Below are 22691 nucleotides of genomic sequence, written 5' to 3'. Positions count from 1 at the left end.
GGGATTCCTTACGTCCTGCTGCGGATCGGGCGGGCTACTTGACGCCGAGACCGGCGTCGGCGACCTCGGGCAGGCCCTCGGCCTTGAGGATCTTGTTCAGCGGGCCCAGGTCGTAGATGCCCTGGAGGTTCGGCTCCTCGAGCAGACCGGACTTCACCGAGTAACCGGCCTGCGTCTTGAGCGTCTCGGCCAGCGGGTCATTGGTGATCTCGATGGACTCCCACGCGGGGTCGAGGATCTCCTGGGGCAGCGGCTTGCCGCTCAGCTTCTCCAGCGCCTTGTTGGCGGACGCCTTGGCCTCGTCCGGGTTGGCGTTGATCCACTTGTTGGTGGACACCGAACCCTTCAGCACCGCCTCGACCACGTCCGGGTGCTCGTCGAGGAACTTCTGCGACACGATGATGTTCGTGATCACGAACTTCTTGTCGGGCCACAGGTCCTTCTCGTCGAGGAGCACCTTCGCGCCCTCGGAGACCAGCTTGGACGCCGTCGGCTCGGGCACCCACGCCCCGTCCAGGTCACCGGACTTGTAGGCGTCCGGGGTCACCTTGTTGTCCGAGCGGACCACGGAGACATCGCCCTTGCCGCTCTGGGCGTCGACCTTCCAGCCCTTCTCGGAGATCCAGTTGAGGAACGCCACGTCCTGGGTGTTGCCGAGCTGCGGGGTGGCGATCTTCTTGCCCTTGAGGTCGTCCAGGGTCTTGATCTTGTCCGGGTTGACGACCAGCTTCACCCCGCCGGAGGCCGAACCGGAGATGATCCGCAGCCCCTTGCCCTGGGACTTGCTGTAGCCGTTGATGGAGGGGGAGGGGCCGATGAAGCCGATGTCGATGGAGCCGGCGTTCAGCGCCTCGATCTCGGACGGGCCCGCGTTGAAGGTCGTCGACTCGACCTTGGTGCCGCCCAGTTCCTTCTGGATGGTGCCTTCCTGGATACCGACCAGGGCGGTGGCGTGCGTGAGGTTCGGGAAATACCCGATCTTCACGGTGTCGGAGGAGAGCTTCTTCCCTCCGGCGGAGACGTTCGTCTTGGCGTCGTCGTCCTTCGCCTCGGAGCCGTAGCCGCAGGCGGTGGCCGCCAGGGCGAGCAGCGGCAGGGCGGCGACGGCGGCGAGGCCGCGGCGAACGGTGGAACGGGGGGCAGGCACGGGAGGCTTTCCTCTCGTTGGCCCGGTCCCGTGCCCCGCTGTCTGGTCAGGGGGGCACGGCCGGGAGGTCGGCAGGTCTTCGGCGGTACGGGTGCGGGGGGTTCAGGGCGCGCGAGCGGTGCGCGTACGTCATCACGCACATCGCCCGACCCCGCCCTGGCCGCTGCCGAGGGCGCCGCTGCCCACCCGGCCGCCCTCCTTCGCGAAGGAGGAGAAGAAGTCGGTCGCCATCAGAAGTCCCATTCGGCGTCGTCGTCGGCCGCCACGACGGCCTCGGCGGCGGCGGCGAACGCGGCACCCGCCATTCCGGCGCTCAGCGTCGTCCCGTCCGCCGGGTCGATCAGCAGGAACGAGCCGGTGCGCCGCGAGTCCTCGTAGGAGTCGAGCGCGAGCGGCTCGGCGGTCCGCACGACGACCCGCCCGATGTCGTTGGCGACGAGCTGCCCGGGCGCCGGGTGCTGGGAGAGGTCGTCCAGGGTCAGCCGGGACGGGATGTCCTTGACGATCGCCTTGACGGTGCGGGTGGTGTGCTTGAGCAGCACCCGCTGGCCCACCGAGAGCGGCTGGTCGGCCACGTGGCAGACGGTCGCCTCGACGTCCTGCGTGACCGGCGGGGCGTCGTCGGCGGGGGCGATCAGGTCGCCGCGCGAGATGTCGATGTCGTCGGCCAGCCGGAGCGTCACCGACTGCGGGGCCCACGCGATGTCCACGCTCTCGCCGAGCGCGTCGATGCCGGTGATCGTCGTCGTACGCCCCGAGGGGAGTACGGAGACGGACTCGCCGACCCGGAACACCCCGGCGGCGATCTGACCGGCGTAGCCCCGGTAGTCGGGGTGCTCGGCGGACTGCGGGCGGATCACGTACTGCACGGGGAAGCGCGCGTGGCAGGCGGTGAGGTCGTGGCTGACCGGGACCGTCTCCAGGTGTTCCAGGACGGTCGGCCCGCCGTACCAGTCCATGTGCGCGGACGGCTCCACCACGTTGTCCCCGGCCAGCGCCGAGATCGGGATCGCGGTGATCTCCGGGACGCCGAGGGAAGCGGCGTACGCGGTGAACTCCTCGGCTATCGCGGCGAACACGGGCTCCGCGTAGTCGACGAGGTCCATCTTGTTGACGGCCAGCACCACGTGCGGGACGCGCAGGAGGGCGGCGACGGCGGCGTGCCGGCGGGTCTGCTCGACGACCCCGTTGCGGGCGTCGACCAGCACCACGGCCAGCTCGGCGGTGGAGGCGCCGGTCACCATGTTCCGGGTGTACTGCACATGGCCCGGGGTGTCGGCGAGGATGAACCGCCGCCGGGTGGTGGCGAAGTAGCGGTAGGCGACGTCGATGGTGATGCCCTGCTCGCGCTCGGCGCGCAGCCCGTCGGTCAGCAGCGCCAGGTCCGGCGCCTCCTGGCCGCGGTTGAGCGAGGCCTGCTCGACGGCCTCCAGCTGGTCGGTGAGGACCGACTTGGAGTCGTGCAGCAGTCGGCCCACGAGCGTGGACTTGCCGTCGTCGACGGACCCGGCGGTGGCGAAGCGCAGCAGGGTGGTGGCGCTCAACTGCTCAGCTGTGGTGGTCATTTAGAAGTACCCCTCGCGCTTGCGGTCTTCCATCGCGGCCTCGGACATCTTGTCGTCGGCGCGGGTCGCGCCCCGCTCGGTGAGCCGGGAGGCGGCGATCTCGGTGATCACGGCGTCCAGCGTGGTGGCGTCGGAGTCGACGGCCCCGGTGCAGGACATGTCGCCGACCGTGCGGTAGCGCACGAGCCGGGTCTCGGTGGCCTCGTGCTCCTTCGGCCCGCCCCAGTGACCCGCCGTCAGCCACATGCCGTTGCGGTTGAACACCTCGCGCTCGTGGGCGAAGTAGATCTCCGGCAGCTCGATGCCCTCGCGCTCGATGTACTGCCAGACGTCCAGCTCGGTCCAGTTGGAGATCGGGAAGACCCGGACGTGCTCGCCGGGGGCGTGCCGGCCGTTGTACAGCTGCCACAGCTCGGGCCGCTGGCGGCGCGGGTCCCACTGGGAGAACTCGTCGCGCAGCGAGAACACCCGCTCCTTGGCGCGCGCCTTCTCCTCGTCGCGCCGCCCGCCGCCGAAGACCGCGTCGAAGCGGTGCTGCTGGATCGCCTCGGTCAGCGGCACGGTCTGGAGCGGGTTGCGGGTGCCGTCGGGGCGCTCGCGGAGCTTCCCGGCGTCGATGTACTCCTGCACGGAGGCGACGTGCAGCCGCAGCCCGTGCTTCGCGACCGTACGGTCGCGGTAGTCGAGGACCTCGGGGAAGTTGTGCCCGGTGTCCACGTGCAGCAGCGTGAACGGCACCGGCGCGGGCGCGAACGCCTTCAGCGCCAGGTGCAGCATCACGATGGAGTCCTTGCCGCCGGAGAACAGGATCACCGGCCGCTCGAACTCGCCCGCCACCTCGCGGAAGATGTGGACCGCCTCGGACTCCAGGGAGTCCAGGTGGCTGAGCGCGTACGGGTTCGATGTGCCCTCGGACACGGTGGTGGTGACGGCACTCACGCCAGGCCCCTCTCGGTGAGCAGCGCGTGAAGCGCCGCCGCTGACTCCTGCACGGTCTGCTGGTGCGACTCGATCCGCAGGTCGGGCGATTCGGGGGCCTCGTAGGGGTCGTCGACCCCGGTGAGCCCGCTGATCTCGCCGGCCGCCTGCTTGGCGTAAAGGCCCTTCACATCGCGTACGGAGCACACCTCGACGGGCGTCGCGACGTGCACCTCCAGGTAGGTGGTCGACTCGGCGGCGTGCCGCTTGCGGACGGCCTCGCGGCTGTCGGCGAACGGGGCGATGACGGGGACCAGCACCTTCACGCCGTTGGCGGCGAGGAGTTCGGCGACGAAGCCGATCCGGGCCACGTTGGTGTGCCGGTCCTCGCGGGAGAAGCCGAGTCCCGCGGAGAGGAACTCGCGGATCTCGTCGCCGTCGAGCACCTCCACCTTGTGGCCCTCGGTCCGCAGCCGGCCCGCCAGCTCGTACGCGATGGTGGTCTTGCCCGCGCTCGGCAGACCGGTGAGCCAGATCGTGGCCCCCGTCTCCGTCACGCTCATCGAAGTCTCCTGATCAGTCGTCATCAGCCGTGCAGCCCGCATTCGGTCTTGCCGCGCCCGGCCCACCGGCCGGCCCGTGCGTCCTCGCCCTCCAGCACCCGGCGGGTGCAGGGCGCGCAGCCGACGGAGGCGTAACCGTCCATAAGCAGCGGGTTGGTGAGCACGCCGTGCTCGGCGACGTAGGCGTCCACGTCGTCCTGGGTCCAGCGGGCGATGGGGGAGACCTTCACCTTGCGGCGCTTGGCGTCCCAGCCGACGACCGGGGTGTTCGCCCGGGTCGGCGACTCGTCACGGCGCAGCCCCGTCGCCCACGCGGCGTACGCGGTCAGGCCGTCCTCCAACGGCTTCACCTTGCGCAGCGCGCAGCACAGGTCGGGGTCCCGGTCGTGCAGCTTCTCGCCGTACTCCGCGTCTTGTTCGGCGACCGTCTGCCGGGGGGTGATCGTGATGACGTTGACGTCCATCACCGCGTCCACCGCGTCCCGGGTGCCGATGGTCTCCGGGAAGTGGTAGCCGGTGTCCAGGAAGACCACGTCCACGCCCGGCAGCACCCGCGACGCCAGGTGCGCGACCACCGCGTCCTCCATCGAGGAGGTGACGCAGAAGCGGGGCCCGAAGGTGTCGGTCGCCCACTTCAGGATCTCGATGGCGGAGGCGTCCTCCAGCTCCCGTCCGGCCCGCTCGGCCAGCTCACGGAGCTCCTCGTCGGTCAGCTCTCCGCTCAGCAGAGTGTCCGTCATATCGCGTCCCCTTCACCGTCGCTGCGCTGAACGCCCCGGGTCAGCAGACCCAGGAACTTCAGCTGGAACGCACGGTTGCAGGAAGCACATTCCCAGGCGCCGTGACCGGTCTCGTTGGGGCGCAGGTCCTCGTCACCGCAGTACGGGCAGTAGAACGGGGCGGCTCGCTCGCTCATGACAGCGACTCCGCACTGGCGCGCGCCGCCCAGGTCGCGAAGCGCTCGCCGTCCTCGCGTTCTTCCTGGAACCGGCCGAGCACCCGCTCGACGTAGTCCGGCAGTTCGGCCGACGTGACCTTCAGACCGCGGACCTTGCGGCCGAACCCGGCCTCCAGGCCGAGCGCCCCGCCGAGGTGCACCTGGTAGCCCTCGACCTGTTCGCCGTTCTCGTCCAGCATCAGCTGGCCCTTGAGACCGATGTCCGCGACCTGGATGCGGGCGCAGGCGTTCGGGCAGCCGTTGATGTTGATGGTGATCGGCTGGTCGAACTCCGGGATGCGGCGCTCCAGTTCGTCGATCAGGGAGGCGCCGCGCGCCTTCGTCTCGACGATCGCCAGCTTGCAGAACTCGATGCCGGTGCAGGCCATCGTGCCGCGCCGGAACGGGGACGGGGTGACCCGCAGGTCCAGCGCCTCCAGACCGGCTACCAGGGATTCCACCTGCTCCTCGGCCACGTCCAGCACGATCATCTTCTGCTCGGCGGTGGTCCGCACCCGGCCGGAGCCGTGTGCCTCGGCGACCTCGGCGATCTTGGTGAGCGTGGAGCCGTCGACCCGGCCCACCCGCGCGGCGAAGCCGACGTAGAAGCGGCCGTCCTTCTGCCGGTGCACCCCGAGGTGGTCGCGCCAGGTCTGGGCGGGCTGCTCGGGCGCGGGCCCGTCGACCAGCTTCCGCTTCAGGTACTCGTCCTCCAGGATCTGGCGGAACTTCTCCGCGCCCCAGTCCGCGACCAGGAACTTCAGCCGGGCACGGGTGCGCAGCCGTCGGTAGCCGTAGTCGCGGAAGATCCCGATGACCCCGCCGTACACGTCCGCCACCTCGTCCAGCGGCACCCAGGCGCCGAGGCGCACCCCGAGCTTGGGGTTGGTGGAGAGGCCGCCGCCGACCCAGAGGTCGAAGCCGGGGCCGTGCTCCGGGTGGTTCACGCCGACGAAGGCGATGTCGTTGATCTCGTGCGCCACGTCCAGGTGCGGGGAGCCGGAGACGGCGGACTTGAACTTGCGGGGCAGGTTGGAGAAGTCGGGGTTGCCGATGAACCGGCGCTGGATCTCGTCGATCGCGGGCGTGCCGTCGATGATCTCGTTCTCGGCGATGCCCGCGACGGGGGAGCCGAGGATCACGCGGGGCGTGTCACCGCAGGCCTCGGTGGTGGACAGGCCCACCTCTTCGAGCCGCCGCCAGATCTCCGGCACGTCCTCGATGCGGATCCAGTGGTACTGCACGTTCTGCCGGTCGGTGAGGTCGGCGGTCCCGCGCGCGAACTCCTGCGAGATCTCCCCGACCACCCGCAGCTGCTGCGTGGTCAGCCGGCCCCCGTCGATCCGGACCCGCAGCATGAAGTACTTGTCGTCCAGCTCCTCCGGCTCCAGCACGGCGGTCTTGCCGCCGTCGATGCCGGGCTTGCGCTGTGTGTAAAGACCCCACCAGCGCATGCGTCCGCGCAGGTCGTTCGGGTCGATCGAGTCGAAGCCGCGCTTGGAATAGATCGTCTCAATACGTGTCCGTACGTTGAGACCGTCGTCGTCCTTCTTGAACTGCTCGTTCCCATTGAGGGGCGTGTGGTGGCCCACGGCCCACTGACCTTCACCACGGTGGCGTCCGGCCTTGCGGCGGGGCGTGGCGGTCGCAGGCTGTTCCGGGGTAGCGGCCATGGCAATACGTCCTTCGGGACTGCGGGAGGGCGGCTCTGAGCGGCACACTCGCGCTGAGGCGCGGCGGTGCGCAGGCGGTTCAGAGGTAAGAGAAGTGCGGCGGTGCTGGGTCTCTCAGCTCGCCGGACAGATGGCGCTGGACATGCGGCCGAGGTCGACGTGGCGTCGACTCACCAAGGCAATTCCAGTTCCAGACATGACGGAAGCGTGTCACGCGCATCTCGGGACAGTCCACCACTATCCGCTATGTGGACGGCTGGGTCTCGAAGAGTGGGACGATGTGGTGCCGGTCACGGAGTGCTTCATCGGCATTACCGACAAATCGCCTGTGCAGGGCCCGGAAGGCCGGTATGCGGGGACGCGAAGAAGGGGGCGGTGATGCCACCGCCCCTCCGGGCCTCCGGACGGTCAGGAGGCGTACGCCCCCGGCCACGGACCGGGCGTCGCCACCTCCGGTTCCACCTCGGTCTTCGTGTCGAAGAGCCGGAAGCCGCGCCGCAGGTAGTTGTCCATGGCGTGCGGCCCGTCCTTGGAGCAGGTGTGCAGCCACACCCGCTTCGTCGCCGGCCTCCCCGGCCAGCGCTCCGCCAGGTCCCAGGCGCGCGCCACACCGTGACTGAGGAGGTGGCCGCCGATCCGCCGCCCCCGGAACGCGGGGATCAGCCCGAAGTACATGATCTCGACCACGCCGTCGTCCTGCGGGTCCAGCTCGACGTACCCCGCAGGCGTCCCGTTCTCGTACGCCACCCACGTCTCCGCGCCGGGCCGCTCCAGGACCTCCTGCCACTGGGCGTACGTCAGGCTCAGCCGGTCGGTCCACCGGATGTCCCCGCCCACCGCGGAGTAGAGGAAGCGGCTGAACTCCGGCAGCGGAACCTCGGACCGGACGATGCGGACATCCCCCTCGGGCGCGCGCGCCGGGCGGAGGTCGGCGGGCGATGTCTGCTCCAGGGACCAGACGGTCACCTCGGTGGTCGGCGCTGCGGGCTGCGGGATGTCGCTCATGACGGCCAGAAAACCATGGAGCCGGACACCGGCGCACAGCGGCCCCGCCCCGGACCGCCCGCACGCGCCGCAGCGGCCTCTCTCAGGTGGCCCGGGCCGCCCTGCGGGCCTCCGCCACCACCGGTGCCAGGGAGTGCGGCAGCAGATCCGCGCCGTGCTCCGGATGGATCACCTCCACCTCCACCCCGTCCCCGAAGCGGTACGGGCGGTGGGCCAGGACCTCCGCCAGATGCCGCCGCAGCCGGGAGATCTCGGCCCGGACCGTCACCGTCCGGGTCGCGTCCCCGAAGATGTCCCGCGCCAGCTCCGAAGCCGTCCGCCCCTGCCGGTGCACCGCCAGCGCGTACAGCAGCTCCGCGTGGCGCGGCGAGAGCCGCTGCTTCACGCTGCCCAGCGGCCCCGTCAGATGCACGGCGAGCGCCCGGGGCCGGCTCAGGTCCAGCACCACCCGGCGCGGCGCCCCCGCCGTCGTCCCGACGTCGTCCACCTGCACCAGCCAGCCGCCCGGCAGCGGCTCGACCTGGCACATGCCCAGCGAGGGCAGCCACACCGGACCCTGCCGCAGCGACTTCGGCAGCGGCAGCCGGTCCACCGGAGGCATCCCGGTCACCGCCGCCAGCCGCCCGTGCACGTCCACCGCCAGCGCCCGCCCGCCGATCCGGCACAGGATCGGCGCGGCCACCGCGCGCAGCCGCTCGATCTCCGCCAGGTGCCGGGTGCGGATCTCACCCTCGGCGAGCCGGGCCACCGAGTCGACCAGGGCCAGCGTCGCCGGATGGAAGGTGGACGCGGGACCGCTGATGTCGACGATCCCGATCAGCCGCCCGTCGCGCGGATCCCGCACCGGGGCCGCCGCACAGGTCCAGCCGTGCAGCGCCCGGATGAAGTGCTCGGCGGAGTGCACCTGGACGGGGACCCGGGCGGCCAGCGCCGTCCCGATCGCGTTCGTCCCGGTCGCCGCCTCGGCCCAGGCCGCGCCTTCCTCCAGGCAGATGTCGTGGGCCCGGCGCAGCACCCCCGTGTTGCCCTGCCGCCACAGCACCCGGCCCTCGGTGTCGGTCACCACCATGATCTGCTGCGCGGCGTCCGCGATCGAGGCCAGTCCCGCCCGCAGGAACGGCATCAGTTCGCCGAGCGCCGTGCTGCGCCGCCGGTGCTCGATCTCGTCCGCCTCCAGCAGCTCGCTCTCCGGCGACTGGTCGGGATCGATGCCGCTGCGCACCACCCGGTCCCAGGAGGCGTCGATCTCCGCCCGGGGCGCGACACCGGACGGCTCGCCCGCGAGCCGGGCCTCCCGCGCCCGATGGAGCAACCGGGTGGCCTGGCGGCCCGCCCCCTGGCCCGTCACCCGCAGCACCCCCGCCGAACCTGTCTCCGTCATGGTCCCCGTTCCCCCCGAACGCTTCCCCGCCCATCCTGCCGTTCACCAGGGCCGGTTGCGGAGCAGTCCACACAATGGTTGCAACCCTTTGCAACTCTGGCGATGCGCATCGGGCCCGTACGAGAGTGGGAGGACACTGGGTGCCGGACCTGATCCGGCCGCCCGGTGTGAAGAAGCATGGAGGGTGGTGCCGTGTCGGCGCAGCACCACCCTCCTTCGCTTCCGGCGGGGGCCGGGACGGCTCAGCAGAGCATTCCGGCCCGCAGTTCCGCGAGGGTGCTCCTCAGAATGCGGGAGACGTGCATCTGCGAGACGCCGAGCCGGGCGCCGATCTGCGCCTGGGTCAGCTCCTGGCCGTAGCGGAGTTCCAGCACCGTGCGCCGGCGGTCGTCGAGCGCGGCCAGCAGGGGCGCCAGGGCGTGCAGATCCTCCACGCGCTCCAGTCGGCCGTCCTCGTCCCTCAGGATGTCGGACCAGGCCGGCGCGGGCCCCCCGGAATCGGAGTCGTTGCGCAGGGGGGCGTCGAGGGACCCGGCGTTGTAGCCGTTCGCGGCGATCTCGGCCTCGGCCACCTCTTCCCTGGGCAGGCCCAGATGACGGGCCAGTTCCGCACGGGTGGGGGAGCGGTCGAGACGCGCCGCCAGATCCTCGTGGCCGGCCTCGACCGCGGACCTCAGTTCCTTGAGCCGCCGGGGAACCTGTACGGACCAGGTGGTGTCCCGGAAGAGCCGCTTGATCTCGCCGCTGATATAGGGGAGAGCGAACGCGGGGAATTCCACTTGGCGCGCGAGCTCGAAGCGTTCGATGGCTTTGATGAGACCGATGGTGCCCACTTGCAGGACATCTTCGAACTGCCCGTTCCGCAGCGTGCGATATCGCCTGGCCGCATAGCGCACCAAGTGCATGTGTGCCTCGACGAGCGTGTTGCGGGCGTACTGGAATGCGGCTGTTCCCTCCTCCAGGTCGGCGAGCTGTTCGAAGAGCAGTCGGCTGATTTCCCGCGCGTCTGCCGACGGGTGGTCCATCCGTTCCTGACCGGCTGGAAAATCATTCCCTGCTGTCGGAGCTGTCGCAGAGATTCCGATAAGAGCCCTCATGGCACCTTTCCGGGCGGCGTGGCGAACATTTTCACCGTGAACCTACATGTCCCGGAGGGGGGTTGAGTGCGGTGCCTCGCGGAATCGTCATTCCCCGCGAGGTCATACGAAAAGGCGTGATGAGCATAAGAATGCGGGGGGCCGCTCCGGTCGAGCGGGCCCCCTGCTCCCTTCGGCCCTCTCCCTATTTCCGTACGCTCCGCGACACCAGGCCCGCCACCGCGCACAGCGCGCCCCAGCCTCCCGCGACCGCGGCGGCCTTCCGCCGAGCGGCCGGATCGGGGAGCTGCGTACCGAAGAGCACCGCGTCACCGAGGTCGGACGCGACCCTGCACACGGTCGCCGCCCGCAGCGCCGAGCCCTCCTTCGCTGCCAGCATGGCGAGCCCGCTCGCGAGGTCCCTGGCTCCGACGGCGCGGATCAGCAGCGCGGTCGCCGCCGGCACGGACCCGTCCTCGTCGTCCAGGCCGCACGGGCGGGCCATCAGCGCCGGGCGTACCAGAATGCCCACCCCGTAGGCGGCGGTCGCCGCACCCGCCCACCGCACCGGCCAAGCTCCCACCGCGTCCTCCTCAGGTATCCACCGACGTGCGTCCATCGGTATCCAGGCGTCGACGCGTAGGCGTCGTCGCGACGGACCACGGGTTCCCGCGCTCTGCCCGTACGACACCTGCCGACCGCCGATCGGCCGTCCCCATCCCGGAGTACGCCGGTACGGCGAGGTGTGTGGTCCGGGCAGGACGGGGCAACGGACGGACATGGCTGTTCTGCGCAGAGTCGCCCGGCCCCTGCTGGCCGCGAAATTCATCCGTGACGGGATCGCGGCGGTCCGCGATCCCGCCCTCCCCGACCCGCCGGAGGACGCCCGGGGTGAGCGGGAGGCCCCCGCACTCGCCACGCGCCTCCCGTTCCTGCCCGAGGATCCCGAGCAGCTCGTCCGCCTCCAGGGCGCGGTGCAGCTCGGGGCCGGTGCCCTGCTCGCCCTGGGGCGCGCGCCCCGGCTGGCGTCCGCGGCCCTCGCGGTCACCCTGGTGTCCTCCGCCCTCACGGCCGGCGGCCGCGGGCCGGACGACGGTTCCGGGGCGCGGCGCGTGGACCTCCTCACCGACCTGTCCCTGCTCGGCGGGCTGCTGATCGCCGCGGCCGACACCCACGGCAAGCCCTCGCTCGCGTACCGGACCCGTCGGACGGCGGCCCACGCGTCCGACGCGGTCAGCCACCGTGCCCATGCCGTCTCCCACCAGGTGGGGAATGCGGCGGGCACGACCGTCGACAGCGTCACGCACTCCGTCGAGGCCGCCCGCAAGCGCCTCTCCTGAGCCCGAGCGCGAGAGGACCCACCCGGCCTCCGGGCGGGTCCTCTCGCGTGAGCCCTAGTCCGCCGACGGCCGGGCCCGTGCCACCACCGAGGCCAGATCCAGCCTGTGCGGCAGCGTCCCGAACACCGCGCCCCCGTCCCCGCCGAGCCGCGACGCGCAGAACGCGTCGGCCACCTCCGGCGGGGCCCAGCGCACCAGCAGCGACCCCTGGAGCACCAGCGCGAACCGCTCCACCAGCCGCCGCGCCCGCGCCTCGATGCCGTCCAGATCGGCCAGCTCCGTCAGCAGCCCCTTGATCGCCGCGTCCAGCCGGTGATCCGCCCCGCGCGCCCGCCCGACCTCCCGCAGGAACGCGTCCAGCGCCCGCGGCTCCCGCTGGAGCGCCCGCAGCACATCCAGCGCCTGGACGTTCCCCGAACCCTCCCAGATCGAGTTGAGCGGCGCCTCGCGCAGCAGCCGGGGCATCCCCGACTCCTCGACGTAACCGTTCCCGCCCAGGCACTCCAGCGCCTCGCCCACCACGGCGGTGCAGCGCTTGGTGACCCAGAACTTCGCCGCGGGCAGCGCGAGCCGCAGGAACGCCCGCTCCTCCTCGGTGTCCGCGTCGTACGCCGCCGCCAGCCGCATCGCCAGCACCGTCGCCGCCTCCGACTCCAGGGCCAGGTCGGCCAGGACGTTGCGCATCAGGGGCTTGTCGATCAGCGGCCCGCCGAACGCGCTGCGGTACGCGCTGTGATGGACCGCCTGCGCCACCGCCTGCCGCATCAGCCCCGCCGAACCCACCACGCAGTCGAGACGGGTGGCCGCCACCATCTCGATGATGGTGCGCACCCCGCGCCCCTCCGCACCGACGAGGCGGGCCCAGGTCCCGTCGAACTCGACCTCGGCGGACGCGTTGGACCGGTTGCCCAGCTTGTCCTTCAGCCGCTGGATCAGGAACACGTTGCGCGTGCCGTCCGGCAGCACACGCGGCACCAGGAAGCAGCTCAGCCCGCCCGCCGCCCGCGCCAGCACCAGGAAACCGTCCGACATCGGCGCTGAACAGAACCACTTGTGCCCGGTGAGCAGGTACTCGCCCGCGCCGGACAGCGGTTCGGCCCGGGTCGTGTTGGACCGTACGTCGGTGCCGCCCTGCTTCTCCGTCATGCCCATTCCGAAGAGCACCCCGGCCTTCTCGCGAGCATTCCGCAGCCCCTCCACGTACGTGTGCGAGGTCAGCAGCGGCTCCCACACGGCGGCCAGCTCCGGATCGGCGCGCAGTGCGGGCACCGCGGCATGCGTCATCGACAGCGGGCAGCCGTGCCCCGCCTCGGCCTGCGTCCAGACCAGGAACCCCGCCGCACGCCGGACATGACCGGCCGGCCGCCCCCAGGCGTCCGTCAGCCCGGCGGACACGGCATGGCCCAGCAGCCGGTGCCAGGACGGATGGAACTCCACCTCGTCGACGCGATGCCCGTAACGGTCATGTGTCCGCAGAACGGGCGGGTGCGCGTTCGCCTGCGCACCCCACTCCTGGGCCTGGGCGGATCCCGCGGCCCGGCCGAGCTCGCCGAGCTCCTCCAGCGCCACGGGCAGGACTCCGGGCTCGATGTGCCGCTCGACGGCCTCGGACAGGACCCGGTCGGTGGCGAAGACGTCATGGCCGACCAGCGGCGGAACCTGATTGGTCACGGTGTGGGTGGTGGCTGCCATGCCGATACGGTAAGGAGGTGCAGGCAGCAAATGAAACACCCGAGCGGCCACCGGGCCGGCTCCACCGGGCGCGAGTGCTCTACCGCAACGTCTCCAAACGGCGCATGGCGTGGCACTTGCTCAAGGACACCGTCAACTCGTGCATCGAGTACCGCATTCTGGGCCTCGCGGCCGAGGCGGCGTTCTTCACCCTGCTCTCGCTGCCCCCGCTGCTGCTCGGCATGATCGGACTGCTCGGTTACGTCGACGAGTGGACGACCACCACCACGGTCGCCTCCATCGAGCGCAACATCCTCTCCGCCTCCCAGACGGTGCTGTCCGAGCGCGGGGTCAACGACTTCGCCAAACCGCTGCTCGCCGACGTCACGACCGGGGCCCGCCCCGACGTCATCTCCCTCGGCTTCGCCATCGCCCTGTGGTCGGGCTCCCGCGCGGTGAACGTCTTCATCGACACCATCACCGTGATGTACGGCCTCGACGGCCACCGCGGCATCGTCAAGACCCGGCTGCTCGCCTTCCTGCTGTACGTCGTCGCGCTGCTGCTCGGCGCGGTGGTGCTGCCGCTGCTGGTCGTCGGCCCGGACCGGGTGGTCGAGTTCGTGCCCTGGGGCACCGAGGTCATAGCCGTCCTGTACTGGCCGCTCGTGATACTGCTGACCATCGCGTTCCTCACGACGCTCTACCACGTGTCCGTGCCCGTCCGTTCGCCCTGGATCGAGGACGTTCCCGGGGCGCTGGTGGCGCTGGGCATGTGGGTCCTCGGCAGCTTCCTGCTCCGGATCTACCTGACCAGCACGGTCGAGGGCCCGACCATCTACGGCTCCCTGGCGGCGCCGATCGCCGTCCTGCTGTGGATCGGCATCTCCGCCTTCGCGGTCCTGGTCGGCGCCGCGGTCAACGCGGCCATCGACCGGGTGTGGCCCTCGCTCGCCACGGCCGCCGCCCGCGAGGCCACCGAGCGTGTCAGGGCCGCGCAGGCCGCCGAGTTCGTCGCCCGCACCCGCTCGGCCGCCTACGACGGCACGGACGACGACGATGACGAGGACGACGGCCCCGCGTACATGCCCTCCGAGTTCCCCGAGCGCTGGTCCCGCTTCCTGCCGCCCGACGACGTGAAGTCCCGGCTCCACGCGACCTGGGAGAAGGAGCCCAAGGACACGAAGGAGCCGAGGGAGACCAAGGAGTCGGGGGAGCCCGCCGAGAACAGGGAACCGCCCACCCGCTGACCGCGCTAGCGTGGAGACATGCCCCGGCGACACCAGAGGTACCAGGAGCGGCCCTCCCGGCTGGACGGGGCCGTCGTCTGGACCCTGGACGTCCCGCCGGGCCCCGGGCAGCCCGCCCGGTCCGTGCTCCCCGACGGCTGCATGGACCTGATCTGGACCGCCGGCCGCCTGGTCGTCGCCGGGCCCGACACCCACGCGTTCCAGGTCGACCCGCGCAACCGGGGCTCCTGCGCCGCGATCCGGTTCGCGCCCGGCACCGCCCCCGTCCTCCTCGGCGCACCGGCGCACGAACTGCGCGACCACCGGATCGACCTGACCGAGCTCTGGCCCCGTAGAGCCGTCGCCGCGCTCACCGGCCGCCTCGCCCGGTCCGCCGACCCCGCCGCCGCCCTGGAGGAGTTCGCGCTCGCCCGGTCCGCCGACACCGGACCGCCCGACCCGCTCACGGCGGCCGTCGCCGACGGGCTGCGGCGCGGCAGGAGCGTCGCGTCGACGGCCGCCGAGGTCGGCCTCGGCGCCCGCCAGCTGCACCGCCGCTCCCTGGCCGCCTTCGGCTACGGCCCGAAGACGCTGGCCCGCATCCTCCGCCTGCAACGCGCCCTGGCCCTGGTCCGCACCGGCCTGCCCTACGCCGAGGCGGCCTGCGCGGCGGGCTGCACCGACCAGGCGCACCTGGCCCGGGAGATGCGCGACCTGGCCGGTACGACCCTGGGGGCCTACTTCGCGGCAGGGGAGGCGGCGGCGAACAACGACACCCCGCACCCGTCCGGGTCCAGCACCACCGCGTAGCGCTGCCCCCACACCGCGTCCCACGGCTTCAGATGCCCGGTGTACCCGGCGTCGACCAGCTCCGCGTACAACGCGTCCACCTCCGCCGGACTGTCGCAGACGAACGCCAGCGCGACCCGCTCACCCCCACCCGCCGGACGCTGCCAGTCCGGGTCGAACGAGGCGATGACCTCCTCCGTGTCCCACAGCAGCCGCTGCCCGCCCGGCAGGGTCACTTCGACATGGGGCGCGGACTCCGCCCCCTCGGGGATGTCGAGACCGAGCCGCCGGTAGAAGGCGAGCGAGGCCGCGAGGTCGGAGGTGATGATGCTGATGGCGTCGAGTCGTGGAGTCATGCCCCGACCGTATGCACGCGGTACCACGGCCGTCTTGTACGAATCGGTCACCCGTGGGCTCACTCCAGGGTTCACCCCAGGCAGTCCGCCGGCGACGTTCCCGGATCGGTCAGCGCGAGACCCAGGGCGGCCCGCTCCGTGACCCACCGCGTCGGGCGGTGGCGCGGGTCGCCGGTCGACGCGTGCAGCGCCCGCTGCAGCGCCAGCATCCGTCCGGCCCCGATCCGCTCCCCCCACGCCAGCGGCCCGGCCGGATAGCCGAGGCCCGTGGTCACCGCGAGATCGATGTCGGCGGGCGCGGCCAGCGAGCGTTCCGCGATCGAGCAGCCGACCGCGACGACGGAGGACAGCAGTCGCTGCGCGACCGAGCCCGCGGTGTCCCGCACCACCGACACCCCGTACGGTTCCTCGCCCCCGGCCGCCCGGGCCAGCACCGCCCGCGCGTCCCGGGCGGCCGCCGGGTCACCGGCCGCCGTCACCGCCATGACCCGCCGCCGCCCCGCCGGGGGCAGCACCTCCACGCCGAACGTACGCTCCCGGGGCAGCCCGCCCTCCGCGACCGCCGCCGACACCGGCGTCCCCCAGACGGGCACCAGCACCACGGCCTCCGCCGACGGCCCCGCGCCCCGCTCGACGCGGACCCCCGCCGCCTCCAGCGACGCGGTCAGCTCCTCCTCGTACGCAGCCGTCTCCGGCCGCCCGGCCGAGGCCAGGAACACCGGGCGGTCCGCGTCCCCGGTCACCGGGCTCTCCGGTGCGGGGCCGGACGCCCCGTCGCCGTACGCGTACCAGCCCCGGCCCGTCTTACGGCCGTGCAGCCCGGCCACCACCCGGTTCGGGGTCAGGAAGGACGGCCGCAGCCGGTCCTCGTACCGGAAGCCCTGCCAGATCGAGTCGATCACCGCTGCCGTCACATCGAGACCGGTCAGGTCCATCAGTTCGAAGGGGCCCATGCGCAGCCCCAGCACGTCCCGGGCGATCCGGTCGATCTCCGCCGGGTCCGCCACCGACTCCTCCAGCAGCGCGAGCGCCTCGGTCACCACCCCCCGGCCGGCGTGGTTGACCAGGAAACCGGGGGTGTCGGCGACGGTCACCGCCCGGTGCCCGCAGCCCTCGACCAGCTCGGTGAGCAGGACCGGGATCTCCGGGCGGGTGGCCGCGCCCGGCACCACCTCGACGATCCGCATCAGCGGCACCGGGTTGAAGAAGTGCAGCCCGGCCAGGCGCGACGGGTCCTGGAGCGTGGCCGCGATCCGGGTCACCGACAGGGAGGAGGTGTTCGTCGCGAAGACGGCGGAGGCGGGCACCGCCCGCTCCAGCCTCCCGAACACCTCTGCCTTCGTCTCCAGGTCCTCCCGGACCGCCTCGATCACCAGCTCCACGTCCGGGCCCGCCGCCCACGGCTCGGCGAGCGGCACCAGCCGGGCCACCGCGGCGTCCCGGTCGGCGGCGGTCGTCCGGCCCTTCGCGACCGCCCGGTCCAGCATCGACGCGACGAAGTCCAGGGCCTCCTTCACCGCCTCGGGCCGTACGTCACCCAGCTCCACGGTGTGTCCCGCGCTCGCCGCCCACTGGGCGATGCCCCGGCCCATGGCCCCGGCTCCGACGATCCTGATACGCATGGCAGTTACGGCCCTTTCAGCGGAGGTAGACACGGTTCGGGTCGACATCGTCGCGCAGGAGCCGCAGCTCCGCGGAGGTGGGCGGGGCCGTCGTCGCGAGCCGGCCGGCGGTCTTCAGCTCCCAGCCGGTGGCGGCCCGCACCTGCTCGACGCTCACCCCGGGATGCACGGCGACCAGCCGCAGCTCGTCCCCGACACCCGCCCGGGCGAGAACACCCAGCTCGGTGATGACCCGGGTGACCCCGGCGCCGAGCGGGCGGATGCCGTCCGCGAGCGCCCGGTCGGGACCCGGCGTCGTACAGAAGTCCAGCACGTCGGCGAAGGAGCGCGGGGTGTGGCGGCGCATCACCACGAACACCTCCCGGGCGTTCGCCATCACCTCGACCGCGCCCCCGGAACCCGGCAGCCGTACCGACGGGCTCTCCCACTCCCCGATCACCGAGGTGTTGAGGCTGCCCCACCGGTCGATCTGCGCCGCCCCCAGGAAGCCCACGTCGATGTGCCCGCCCTGGAGCACCGAGCCGAACAGCGTGGCCATGGACACCACCGCCTCCGCCCCCGTGATCAGGACCGCGTCCGCGATGGTCTCCGGCAGATGGGAGGGGTGCGCCCCGCAGACCCCGGACTCGTACACCACCTCGATGCCCGGAGCGACGGTCAGCCGCGCCAGCTCGGTCGCGAGCGTCGGCAGCCCGATCCCCGCGAACACCGTTCGCCGCCCGGCCAGTTCGCGCGCGGCGACGACGGAGAGCAGCTCGGAGGAGGTGACGGCCCGCGTGGACCGCGTCCGGTCCCCGCTCACAGCCGCCTCCCGTAGTCCACCGATCCGCTCGGCGCCTCGCCGACCGCCAGCCCCGCCCAGAACTCCTCGCCCAGCTTCGCCACGTACGCCGCGTGGTCGGCGGTCCCGTACACCCACTCCTCCAGCCATCCCCGCAGCCGCGCCGGATCCTTGCTGATCGCGGACCAGGCCCGGTAGAAGGCGTTGTCCCGGTCGTAGTAGCCCTGCGCGAACGACGGATGCGCCCCCCGCGGGCAGAGGACCACCGCGTCCACCGCGTGGGCGGGGACGAGGGTGCGGTTCGGGTCCGCGCGGATCACCTCGTCCGCCACCAGCTCCTCCACCACCACGACCGCCTTCTCCGCCGCGTACACCGCCTCGGCCTGGACCCCGGTCAGCCCCCAGATCTGGGTGTTGCCCCGGCGGTCGGCCCGCTGGGCGTGGATGAACGTCACGTCCGGGTGGACGGGCGGTACGACGTAGATGTCCTCGGTGGATCCGTCGGCGGCCGGATAGGGCGAAGTGACTTTGCGGATGCCGGGGTTGACCGAAGGCAGGTCGCTGCCCGCGTAACTGCGCAGGGGGTAGAACGGCAGCCGCTGCGCACCGGCGAGGTAGCGGCACACCATCCCGTAGTGGCTGTACTCCTCGAACACCAGCGGCTCGGGATCGGCGTGCTCGATCCGCCGCCGCAGCTCACCGAGCGAACCGGCGGAGGAGTTGCCCACGAACGAGGAGACCAGCCGCGTCACGCACCCGGCGGCCAGCATCTGGTCCACCACGATGTCCGCCGTCATCCGGACGACCGTGAGATCCCGGCGGCCCTGCCGGATGATCTCGTGTCCGGCGGCGGTCGGGATGAGATGGGTGAACCCTTCGAGGCTCACGGTGTCCCCGTCGTGGACGAAGGCGGCGACCGCCTCCCGCATCGACAGGACCTTGCCGGCCCCTCTGCCCGCCCCGGCCGTCCGCTCCACCGTGCCCCTCACCCTCCGTATGCGCCGACCCCACGGTGTCAGCGCCATTGATGGCTGTCCAATACCGAATTAAGGTCGGATCGAGACGCCGGGAGTATCAATGGAACTACGTCACCTCAACGCCTTCCTCGCCGTCGCCGAGGAACTGCACTTCGGCCGGGCCGCCAAGCGGCTCCAGATGGCCCAGCCCCCGCTGAGCCAGCAGATCCGCCAGCTGGAGAAGGAGCTCGGCGTCCAGCTCTTCCACCGCAACACCCGCTCGGTCCGGCTCACCAGCGCGGGGGAGTCCTTCCTCGAACCGGTACGGACCGTCCTGGACGACCTGGCCACCGCCGTCCGGGCGGCCAGATCAGCGGGGATCGGCGAGTACGGCCGGGTCACCATCGGCTTCGCCGGGGCCTCCAGCCACGAGACGCTGCCCCGGCTCACCCGCGCCGTGCGCGCCGCCCACCCCGGGCTCGAACTCGTCATGACCGGCCAGACGTACGCCAACACCGCCCTGTCCCGGGTCGCCGACGGCTCGCTCGACCTCGGCTTCGTCCGGCTTCCGGTGACCCGGCCCGGCGTCGCCCACCGGGTGATCGACGAGGAGGAACTGGTCTGCGCCCTGCCCTCCGACCACCCGCTCGCCCGGCGGGAGACCGTGCCCCTCGACGTACTCGCCGGCGAACCGTTCGTCTCCTTCCCCGCCAACTCCGGCTCCACCGTCCGCGACGCCATGACCCAGGCCTGCGAGAGCGCCGGGTTCACCCCGCGCATCGTCCAGGAGGCCCCCGACTCCTACACCATCCTCGCCCTGGTCGCCGCCGGGGTCGGCGTCACCCTCACGGTCACCTCCGTCCAGCACATCCAGCAGAACGGCCTGGTCTACCGCCCCCTGGCCGGTCCGACCGTCCGCCTCCGCGCCGCCCTGGCCTGGCGCGCCGACAACCCCTCCGCCGCCCTGCGCGCGGTGCTCGCCGTGGCGGAGGAAGCGCTGCCGACACCCGTGCGTACGCTCGGTTGAGACGCACAGCCTCTCAACCCGGTGCACATTCGATATTGGACCGACTCAGTGACGCGGTGCGAAGGTCGTTGCACCGCGAAACGCGTCCACCGCACCGCGCCCCCGTTCCCCGCCCCCGACCCCAGGGAAGGCCCTCCGTGCCGCTCGACGTCGTCATCTGCGAACCCCTGCGCACCCCCATCGGCCGGTTCGGCGGGGCCTTCGCCCAGCAGACCCCGGCCGCACTGGCCGCACGCGTCATCGCGGAGATCGTCACCCGCACCGGCATCGACCCCGACCGGGTCGACGAAGTGATCCTCGGCCACGCCTACCCGACCAGCGAGGCCCCCGCCATCGGCCGGGTCGCCGCCCTGGACGCCGGACTGCCCACCACGGTCACCGGCTCCCAGACCGACCGCCGCTGCGGCTCCGGGCTCCAGGCGGTGCTGGACGCGGCGATGCAGATCCGGGCCGGGTTCAGCGACGTCGTGATCGCGGGCGGCGTCGACGTGATGAGCGCCGCCCCCTACTACACCCACGACGGACGCTGGGGCATCAAGGGCCCCGGCCTCCAGCTCCACGACGCCCTCGCCCGGGGCCGCGTGACCGCCGGCGGCGTCAACCACCCGGTCCCTGGCGGGATGATCGAGACGGCGGAGAACCTGCGCCGGGAGTACGGCATCAGCCGCGCCGACCAGGACGCCCTGGCGCTGCGCTCCCAGCAGCGGGCCGCCCGCGCCGCCGCCGAGGGCCGCTACGACGCGGAGACCGTCCCCGTCACCGTACGCACCCGCAAGGGCGAGACGGTCGTCACCGCCGACGAACACCCCCGCCCCGACACGACCGCCGAGCAACTCGCCGCACTCCGCCCCATGATGGCGAAGTCCGACCCGGACGCCACCGTCACCGCGGGCAACGCCAGCGGCCAGAACGACGCGGCCGCAGCCTGCCTGGTCACCAGCGCCGGGACCGCCGAACGCCTCGGCCTCACCCCGCTCGTCCGCCTCGTCTCCTTCGCCCGCGCCGGGGTGCCCGCCGCGACGATGGGCATCGCCCCCGTCGCCGCCACCCGCACCGCCCTGGACCGGGCGGGCCTCGCACTCGCCGACCTCGACCTGATCGAGCTGAACGAGGCGTTCGCCGCCCAGGTGCTGGCCTGCACCAGGGAGTTGGGCCTCGGCGAGAAGGACCACGAGCAGCGGATCAACGTCAACGGCTCGGGCATCTCGCTGGGCCACCCGGTCGGCGCCACCGGGGCCCGCATCCTCGCCACCCTCACCCGCGAACTCCACCGCCGCGAGGCCCGGTACGGCCTGGAGACGATGTGCATCGGCGGCGGCCAGGGCCTCGCCGCGGTCTTCGAACGCATCGCGGACTGAGGGCCGTTCGCGCGGAGCCGCCTCACCCGGAGACGGTCGCCTCCGACCCCGCATCCGGTTCGGGACGCCGCACGGCCGAGGCGGCGGAAGCGGTCGGGCCCGCCGACGCGATCGCGACGGCCGGTCCGGCGGCCTTCCCGGGGTCCTCGTAGAGGTAGTGCCACGTCCCGGCCAGCACTCCGCGGAACCAGACGTCCACCTCCTCCTGCCCCATCGCCGGCCAGTCGGGAACCTCCTCGACCAGGGCGCGCCCCATCCGGCGGCCCAGCTCGACCAACTTGGCTCCCGCCGCCGTGCGTTCGTCCGCGTACCGCTCCAGCGCCGTGGCGGGATCCGGCCCCTCGCGCAGGACCCGCTCCAGGCACAGGGCGTCCTGCAGCGCCTTGACCGCACCGGTGGCGGTGTGCGGCCTGGTCACCCCCGCCGCGTCCCCGGCCAGCAGCAGGGGCGGGCGGGCGACCCGGGGGGCCTGCACATCGGCGACCGGGTGGCAGGCCGTCGCCCGGCGACCGCCCCGCGCGACGATGTCCGCCCAGGCCGCCGGAAAATGCTCCTTCGCCAGCTCCTGGACGTACGGTCCGGGCTCGGCACCCCCGGGCGGCCGGCCGTAGACGGCGTACGCGAGCAGCCGGTTGCCCGGCCCGGTGCTGCCGTCGCCGTCCTGCGGGCCGCCGGGGATCAGGTAGAAGATGCCGTGCCCGCCGGGGAAGCCCAGCGTCACCCACGCGCCGCGCAGGAGGTCCAGCTCCCGGGGGTGCCCGGCCAGTGCGCCGAGCGGGATCGCGCCACGCCAGACCAGATACGGGGCCGGCTCCGTCCGAAGCCCCGGTGCGAGCAACCGCCGGGTGGCCGAGGCGTGTCCGTCGGCGCCCACGACCACGTCGTACGGCTCATCGCCCCGCGCCGAGGTGATCACCGCCCGACCGGCCGCGTCCACCCGGACCGAGGCCACCGGCTGCCCCTGGAGATACCGCACGGACCCGGCGCTCGCGCGCAACGACTGCCACAGCAGACCCCAGTTGCACGGGGTCACGGGGGAGGGCTGGCGGGCCAGTTCGCGCGCGGACCTCCCGCCCGGCTCCCGCGTCAGCCAGACCCGCGTCCCGACGGGAGCCGTCGGCATGTCCGTGTCCAGATAGCCGGACCCGACCAGCTCCGCGTGGAGCGGCGGCGGGATGACGATGCCGAACCCCCGGTCCTGGAGTTCGGCGCCGCTCCGTTCGTACACGGTGACGTCCGCCCCGGACCGCGAGCCCGCGACGGCCGCCGCGCACCCCGCGATGCTGCCGCCGACCACCCC

Annotated in this window: 23 protein-coding genes; 5 read left to right on the top strand and 18 right to left on the bottom strand. The window is 72.4% G+C overall.

Features of this window, described 5'->3' with window-relative positions:
- Window positions 1-34 precede the first annotated feature (34 nt).
- The 12 genes from IE134_RS07940 to IE134_RS07890 form a co-directional block, all read right to left on the bottom strand.
- The gene (locus IE134_RS07940; RefSeq protein ID WP_030710014.1) at window positions 35-1147 is read right to left on the bottom strand and encodes an aliphatic sulfonate ABC transporter substrate-binding protein; all 1113 of its coding nucleotides are present in this window, start codon (window positions 1145-1147) and stop codon (window positions 35-37) included.
- A 230-nt stretch (window positions 1148-1377) separates the two neighbouring features.
- Window positions 1378-2712, bottom strand: a complete 1335-nt coding sequence (locus IE134_RS07935) for a sulfate adenylyltransferase subunit 1 (protein ID WP_030710016.1) — start codon at window positions 2710-2712, stop codon at window positions 1378-1380.
- The gene (cysD, locus tag IE134_RS07930; RefSeq protein ID WP_030710019.1) at window positions 2713-3651 is read right to left on the bottom strand and encodes a sulfate adenylyltransferase subunit CysD; all 939 of its coding nucleotides are present in this window, start codon (window positions 3649-3651) and stop codon (window positions 2713-2715) included.
- Window positions 3648-4193: an adenylyl-sulfate kinase gene (gene cysC, locus IE134_RS07925; protein ID WP_010059288.1), complete on the bottom strand. Its 546-nt coding sequence runs from the start codon at window positions 4191-4193 to the stop codon at window positions 3648-3650. Before cysC ends, cysD begins: the two co-directional genes overlap by 4 nt.
- A 23-nt stretch (window positions 4194-4216) precedes the next feature.
- Window positions 4217-4933 (bottom strand): phosphoadenylyl-sulfate reductase, encoded by a 717-nt coding sequence (locus tag IE134_RS07920; protein WP_030710021.1) that lies wholly within the window; start codon window positions 4931-4933, stop codon window positions 4217-4219.
- Window positions 4930-5109: a hypothetical protein gene (locus tag IE134_RS07915; protein WP_098019648.1), complete on the bottom strand. Its 180-nt coding sequence runs from the start codon at window positions 5107-5109 to the stop codon at window positions 4930-4932. Before IE134_RS07915 ends, IE134_RS07920 begins: the two co-directional genes overlap by 4 nt.
- Window positions 5106-6803 (bottom strand): nitrite/sulfite reductase, encoded by a 1698-nt coding sequence (locus tag IE134_RS07910; RefSeq protein WP_030710023.1) that lies wholly within the window; start codon window positions 6801-6803, stop codon window positions 5106-5108. Before IE134_RS07910 ends, IE134_RS07915 begins: the two co-directional genes overlap by 4 nt.
- Before the next feature lie 114 nt (window positions 6804-6917).
- Window positions 6918-7001, bottom strand: a complete 84-nt coding sequence (locus IE134_RS34600; protein WP_309486338.1) for a putative leader peptide — start codon at window positions 6999-7001, stop codon at window positions 6918-6920.
- Window positions 7002-7211: 210 nt separating this feature from the next.
- Window positions 7212-7808, bottom strand: coding sequence for a GNAT family N-acetyltransferase (locus IE134_RS07905; protein ID WP_032786985.1), 597 nt, complete (start codon window positions 7806-7808; stop codon window positions 7212-7214).
- An 82-nt stretch (window positions 7809-7890) separates the two neighbouring features.
- Window positions 7891-9189 (bottom strand): helix-turn-helix domain-containing protein, encoded by a 1299-nt coding sequence (locus IE134_RS07900; RefSeq protein WP_030710027.1) that lies wholly within the window; start codon window positions 9187-9189, stop codon window positions 7891-7893.
- A gap of 242 nt (window positions 9190-9431) precedes the next feature.
- Window positions 9432-10214, bottom strand: coding sequence for a SigB/SigF/SigG family RNA polymerase sigma factor (locus tag IE134_RS07895; RefSeq protein WP_098019649.1), 783 nt, complete (start codon window positions 10212-10214; stop codon window positions 9432-9434).
- A gap of 256 nt (window positions 10215-10470) precedes the next feature.
- Window positions 10471-10848, bottom strand: a complete 378-nt coding sequence (locus tag IE134_RS07890; RefSeq protein WP_032768104.1) for a DUF4267 domain-containing protein — start codon at window positions 10846-10848, stop codon at window positions 10471-10473.
- Between the two features lie 196 nt (window positions 10849-11044).
- On the opposite strand from IE134_RS07890, the gene IE134_RS07885 reads away from it, so the two are divergent.
- The gene (locus tag IE134_RS07885; RefSeq protein ID WP_030710032.1) at window positions 11045-11605 is read left to right on the top strand and encodes a DoxX family membrane protein; all 561 of its coding nucleotides are present in this window, start codon (window positions 11045-11047) and stop codon (window positions 11603-11605) included.
- Between the two features lie 54 nt (window positions 11606-11659).
- On the opposite strand, the gene IE134_RS07880 is transcribed toward IE134_RS07885, so the two are convergent.
- Window positions 11660-13297: an acyl-CoA dehydrogenase family protein gene (locus IE134_RS07880; protein WP_030710034.1), complete on the bottom strand. Its 1638-nt coding sequence runs from the start codon at window positions 13295-13297 to the stop codon at window positions 11660-11662.
- Between the two features lie 74 nt (window positions 13298-13371).
- On the opposite strand from IE134_RS07880, the gene IE134_RS07875 reads away from it, so the two are divergent.
- Window positions 13372-14523 carry a YihY/virulence factor BrkB family protein gene (locus IE134_RS07875; protein WP_032768106.1) on the top strand — a complete coding sequence of 384 codons (1152 nt, stop codon included), beginning with the start codon at window positions 13372-13374 and terminating at the stop codon, window positions 14521-14523.
- Window positions 14524-14541: 18 nt separating this feature from the next.
- On the top strand, window positions 14542-15312 hold the full coding sequence (locus IE134_RS07870) for a DUF6597 domain-containing transcriptional factor (protein WP_189430021.1): 771 nt from the start codon (window positions 14542-14544) through the stop codon (window positions 15310-15312).
- On the opposite strand, the gene IE134_RS07865 is transcribed toward IE134_RS07870, so the two are convergent.
- From IE134_RS07865 to IE134_RS07850, 4 genes are all read right to left on the bottom strand, one after another.
- On the bottom strand, window positions 15240-15647 hold the full coding sequence (locus IE134_RS07865; RefSeq protein WP_189430018.1) for a VOC family protein: 408 nt from the start codon (window positions 15645-15647) through the stop codon (window positions 15240-15242). The two genes, IE134_RS07870 and IE134_RS07865, sit on opposite strands and share 73 nt — an antisense overlap.
- A gap of 71 nt (window positions 15648-15718) precedes the next feature.
- Window positions 15719-17269 (bottom strand): 3-hydroxyacyl-CoA dehydrogenase, encoded by a 1551-nt coding sequence (locus IE134_RS07860; RefSeq protein WP_189430017.1) that lies wholly within the window; start codon window positions 17267-17269, stop codon window positions 15719-15721.
- A 16-nt stretch (window positions 17270-17285) separates the two neighbouring features.
- A complete protein-coding gene (locus IE134_RS07855; protein WP_189430014.1) occupies window positions 17286-18071 on the bottom strand; it encodes a CoA-transferase subunit beta in 786 nt (261 codons plus the stop codon).
- Window positions 18068-18979: a CoA transferase subunit A gene (locus tag IE134_RS07850; protein ID WP_179888315.1), complete on the bottom strand. Its 912-nt coding sequence runs from the start codon at window positions 18977-18979 to the stop codon at window positions 18068-18070. The genes IE134_RS07855 and IE134_RS07850 overlap by 4 nt, the downstream gene beginning before the upstream one ends.
- A 148-nt stretch (window positions 18980-19127) precedes the next feature.
- On the opposite strand from IE134_RS07850, the gene IE134_RS07845 reads away from it, so the two are divergent.
- Together IE134_RS07845 and IE134_RS07840 are read left to right on the top strand one after the other, a co-directional pair.
- Window positions 19128-20033, top strand: a complete 906-nt coding sequence (locus IE134_RS07845) for a LysR family transcriptional regulator (RefSeq protein ID WP_098895958.1) — start codon at window positions 19128-19130, stop codon at window positions 20031-20033.
- 137 nt (window positions 20034-20170) lie between these two features.
- Window positions 20171-21391: an acetyl-CoA C-acetyltransferase gene (locus tag IE134_RS07840; RefSeq protein ID WP_030710047.1), complete on the top strand. Its 1221-nt coding sequence runs from the start codon at window positions 20171-20173 to the stop codon at window positions 21389-21391.
- A 22-nt stretch (window positions 21392-21413) separates the two neighbouring features.
- Here the strand turns inward: IE134_RS07840 and IE134_RS07835 are convergent, their stop codons facing one another.
- Entirely contained in the window at window positions 21414-22688 is a 1275-nt protein-coding gene (locus tag IE134_RS07835) for an FAD-dependent monooxygenase (protein WP_229823457.1), read from the bottom strand.
- Window positions 22689-22691: the final 3 nt, after the last annotated feature.

It is taken from the genome of Streptomyces rubiginosohelvolus, from assembly GCF_014649875.1.
Classification (GTDB): domain Bacteria; phylum Actinomycetota; class Actinomycetes; order Streptomycetales; family Streptomycetaceae; genus Streptomyces; species Streptomyces rubiginosohelvolus.
The sequence above is the reverse complement of the archived record's forward strand: the minus strand, read 5'-3'. Positions and strand labels throughout refer to the sequence as shown.

Excerpts from the sequence above, each read along its gene's own strand:
- IE134_RS07935 (WP_030710016.1), bottom strand. The coding sequence starts at position 2,712 with ATGACCACCACAGCTGAGCAGTTGAGCGCCACCACCCTGCTGCGCTTC.
- cysC (WP_010059288.1), bottom strand. The coding sequence starts at position 4,193 with ATGAGCGTGACGGAGACGGGGGCCACGATCTGGCTCACCGGTCTGCCG.
- IE134_RS07920 (WP_030710021.1), bottom strand. The coding sequence starts at position 4,933 with ATGACGGACACTCTGCTGAGCGGAGAGCTGACCGACGAGGAGCTCCGT.
- IE134_RS07915 (WP_098019648.1), bottom strand. The coding sequence starts at position 5,109 with ATGAGCGAGCGAGCCGCCCCGTTCTACTGCCCGTACTGCGGTGACGAG.
- IE134_RS07910 (WP_030710023.1), bottom strand. The coding sequence starts at position 6,803 with ATGGCCGCTACCCCGGAACAGCCTGCGACCGCCACGCCCCGCCGCAAG.
- IE134_RS34600 (WP_309486338.1), bottom strand. The coding sequence starts at position 7,001 with ATGTCTGGAACTGGAATTGCCTTGGTGAGTCGACGCCACGTCGACCTC.
- IE134_RS07905 (WP_032786985.1), bottom strand. The coding sequence starts at position 7,808 with ATGAGCGACATCCCGCAGCCCGCAGCGCCGACCACCGAGGTGACCGTC.
- IE134_RS07900 (WP_030710027.1), bottom strand. The coding sequence starts at position 9,189 with ATGACGGAGACAGGTTCGGCGGGGGTGCTGCGGGTGACGGGCCAGGGG.
- IE134_RS07895 (WP_098019649.1), bottom strand. The coding sequence starts at position 10,214 with ATGGACCACCCGTCGGCAGACGCGCGGGAAATCAGCCGACTGCTCTTC.
- IE134_RS07885 (WP_030710032.1), top strand. The coding sequence starts at position 11,045 with ATGGCTGTTCTGCGCAGAGTCGCCCGGCCCCTGCTGGCCGCGAAATTC.
- IE134_RS07880 (WP_030710034.1), bottom strand. The coding sequence starts at position 13,297 with ATGGCAGCCACCACCCACACCGTGACCAATCAGGTTCCGCCGCTGGTC.
- IE134_RS07870 (WP_189430021.1), top strand. The coding sequence starts at position 14,542 with ATGCCCCGGCGACACCAGAGGTACCAGGAGCGGCCCTCCCGGCTGGAC.
- IE134_RS07865 (WP_189430018.1), bottom strand. The coding sequence starts at position 15,647 with ATGACTCCACGACTCGACGCCATCAGCATCATCACCTCCGACCTCGCG.
- IE134_RS07860 (WP_189430017.1), bottom strand. The coding sequence starts at position 17,269 with ATGCGTATCAGGATCGTCGGAGCCGGGGCCATGGGCCGGGGCATCGCC.
- IE134_RS07850 (WP_179888315.1), bottom strand. The coding sequence starts at position 18,979 with ATGCGGGAGGCGGTCGCCGCCTTCGTCCACGACGGGGACACCGTGAGC.
- IE134_RS07845 (WP_098895958.1), top strand. The coding sequence starts at position 19,128 with ATGGAACTACGTCACCTCAACGCCTTCCTCGCCGTCGCCGAGGAACTG.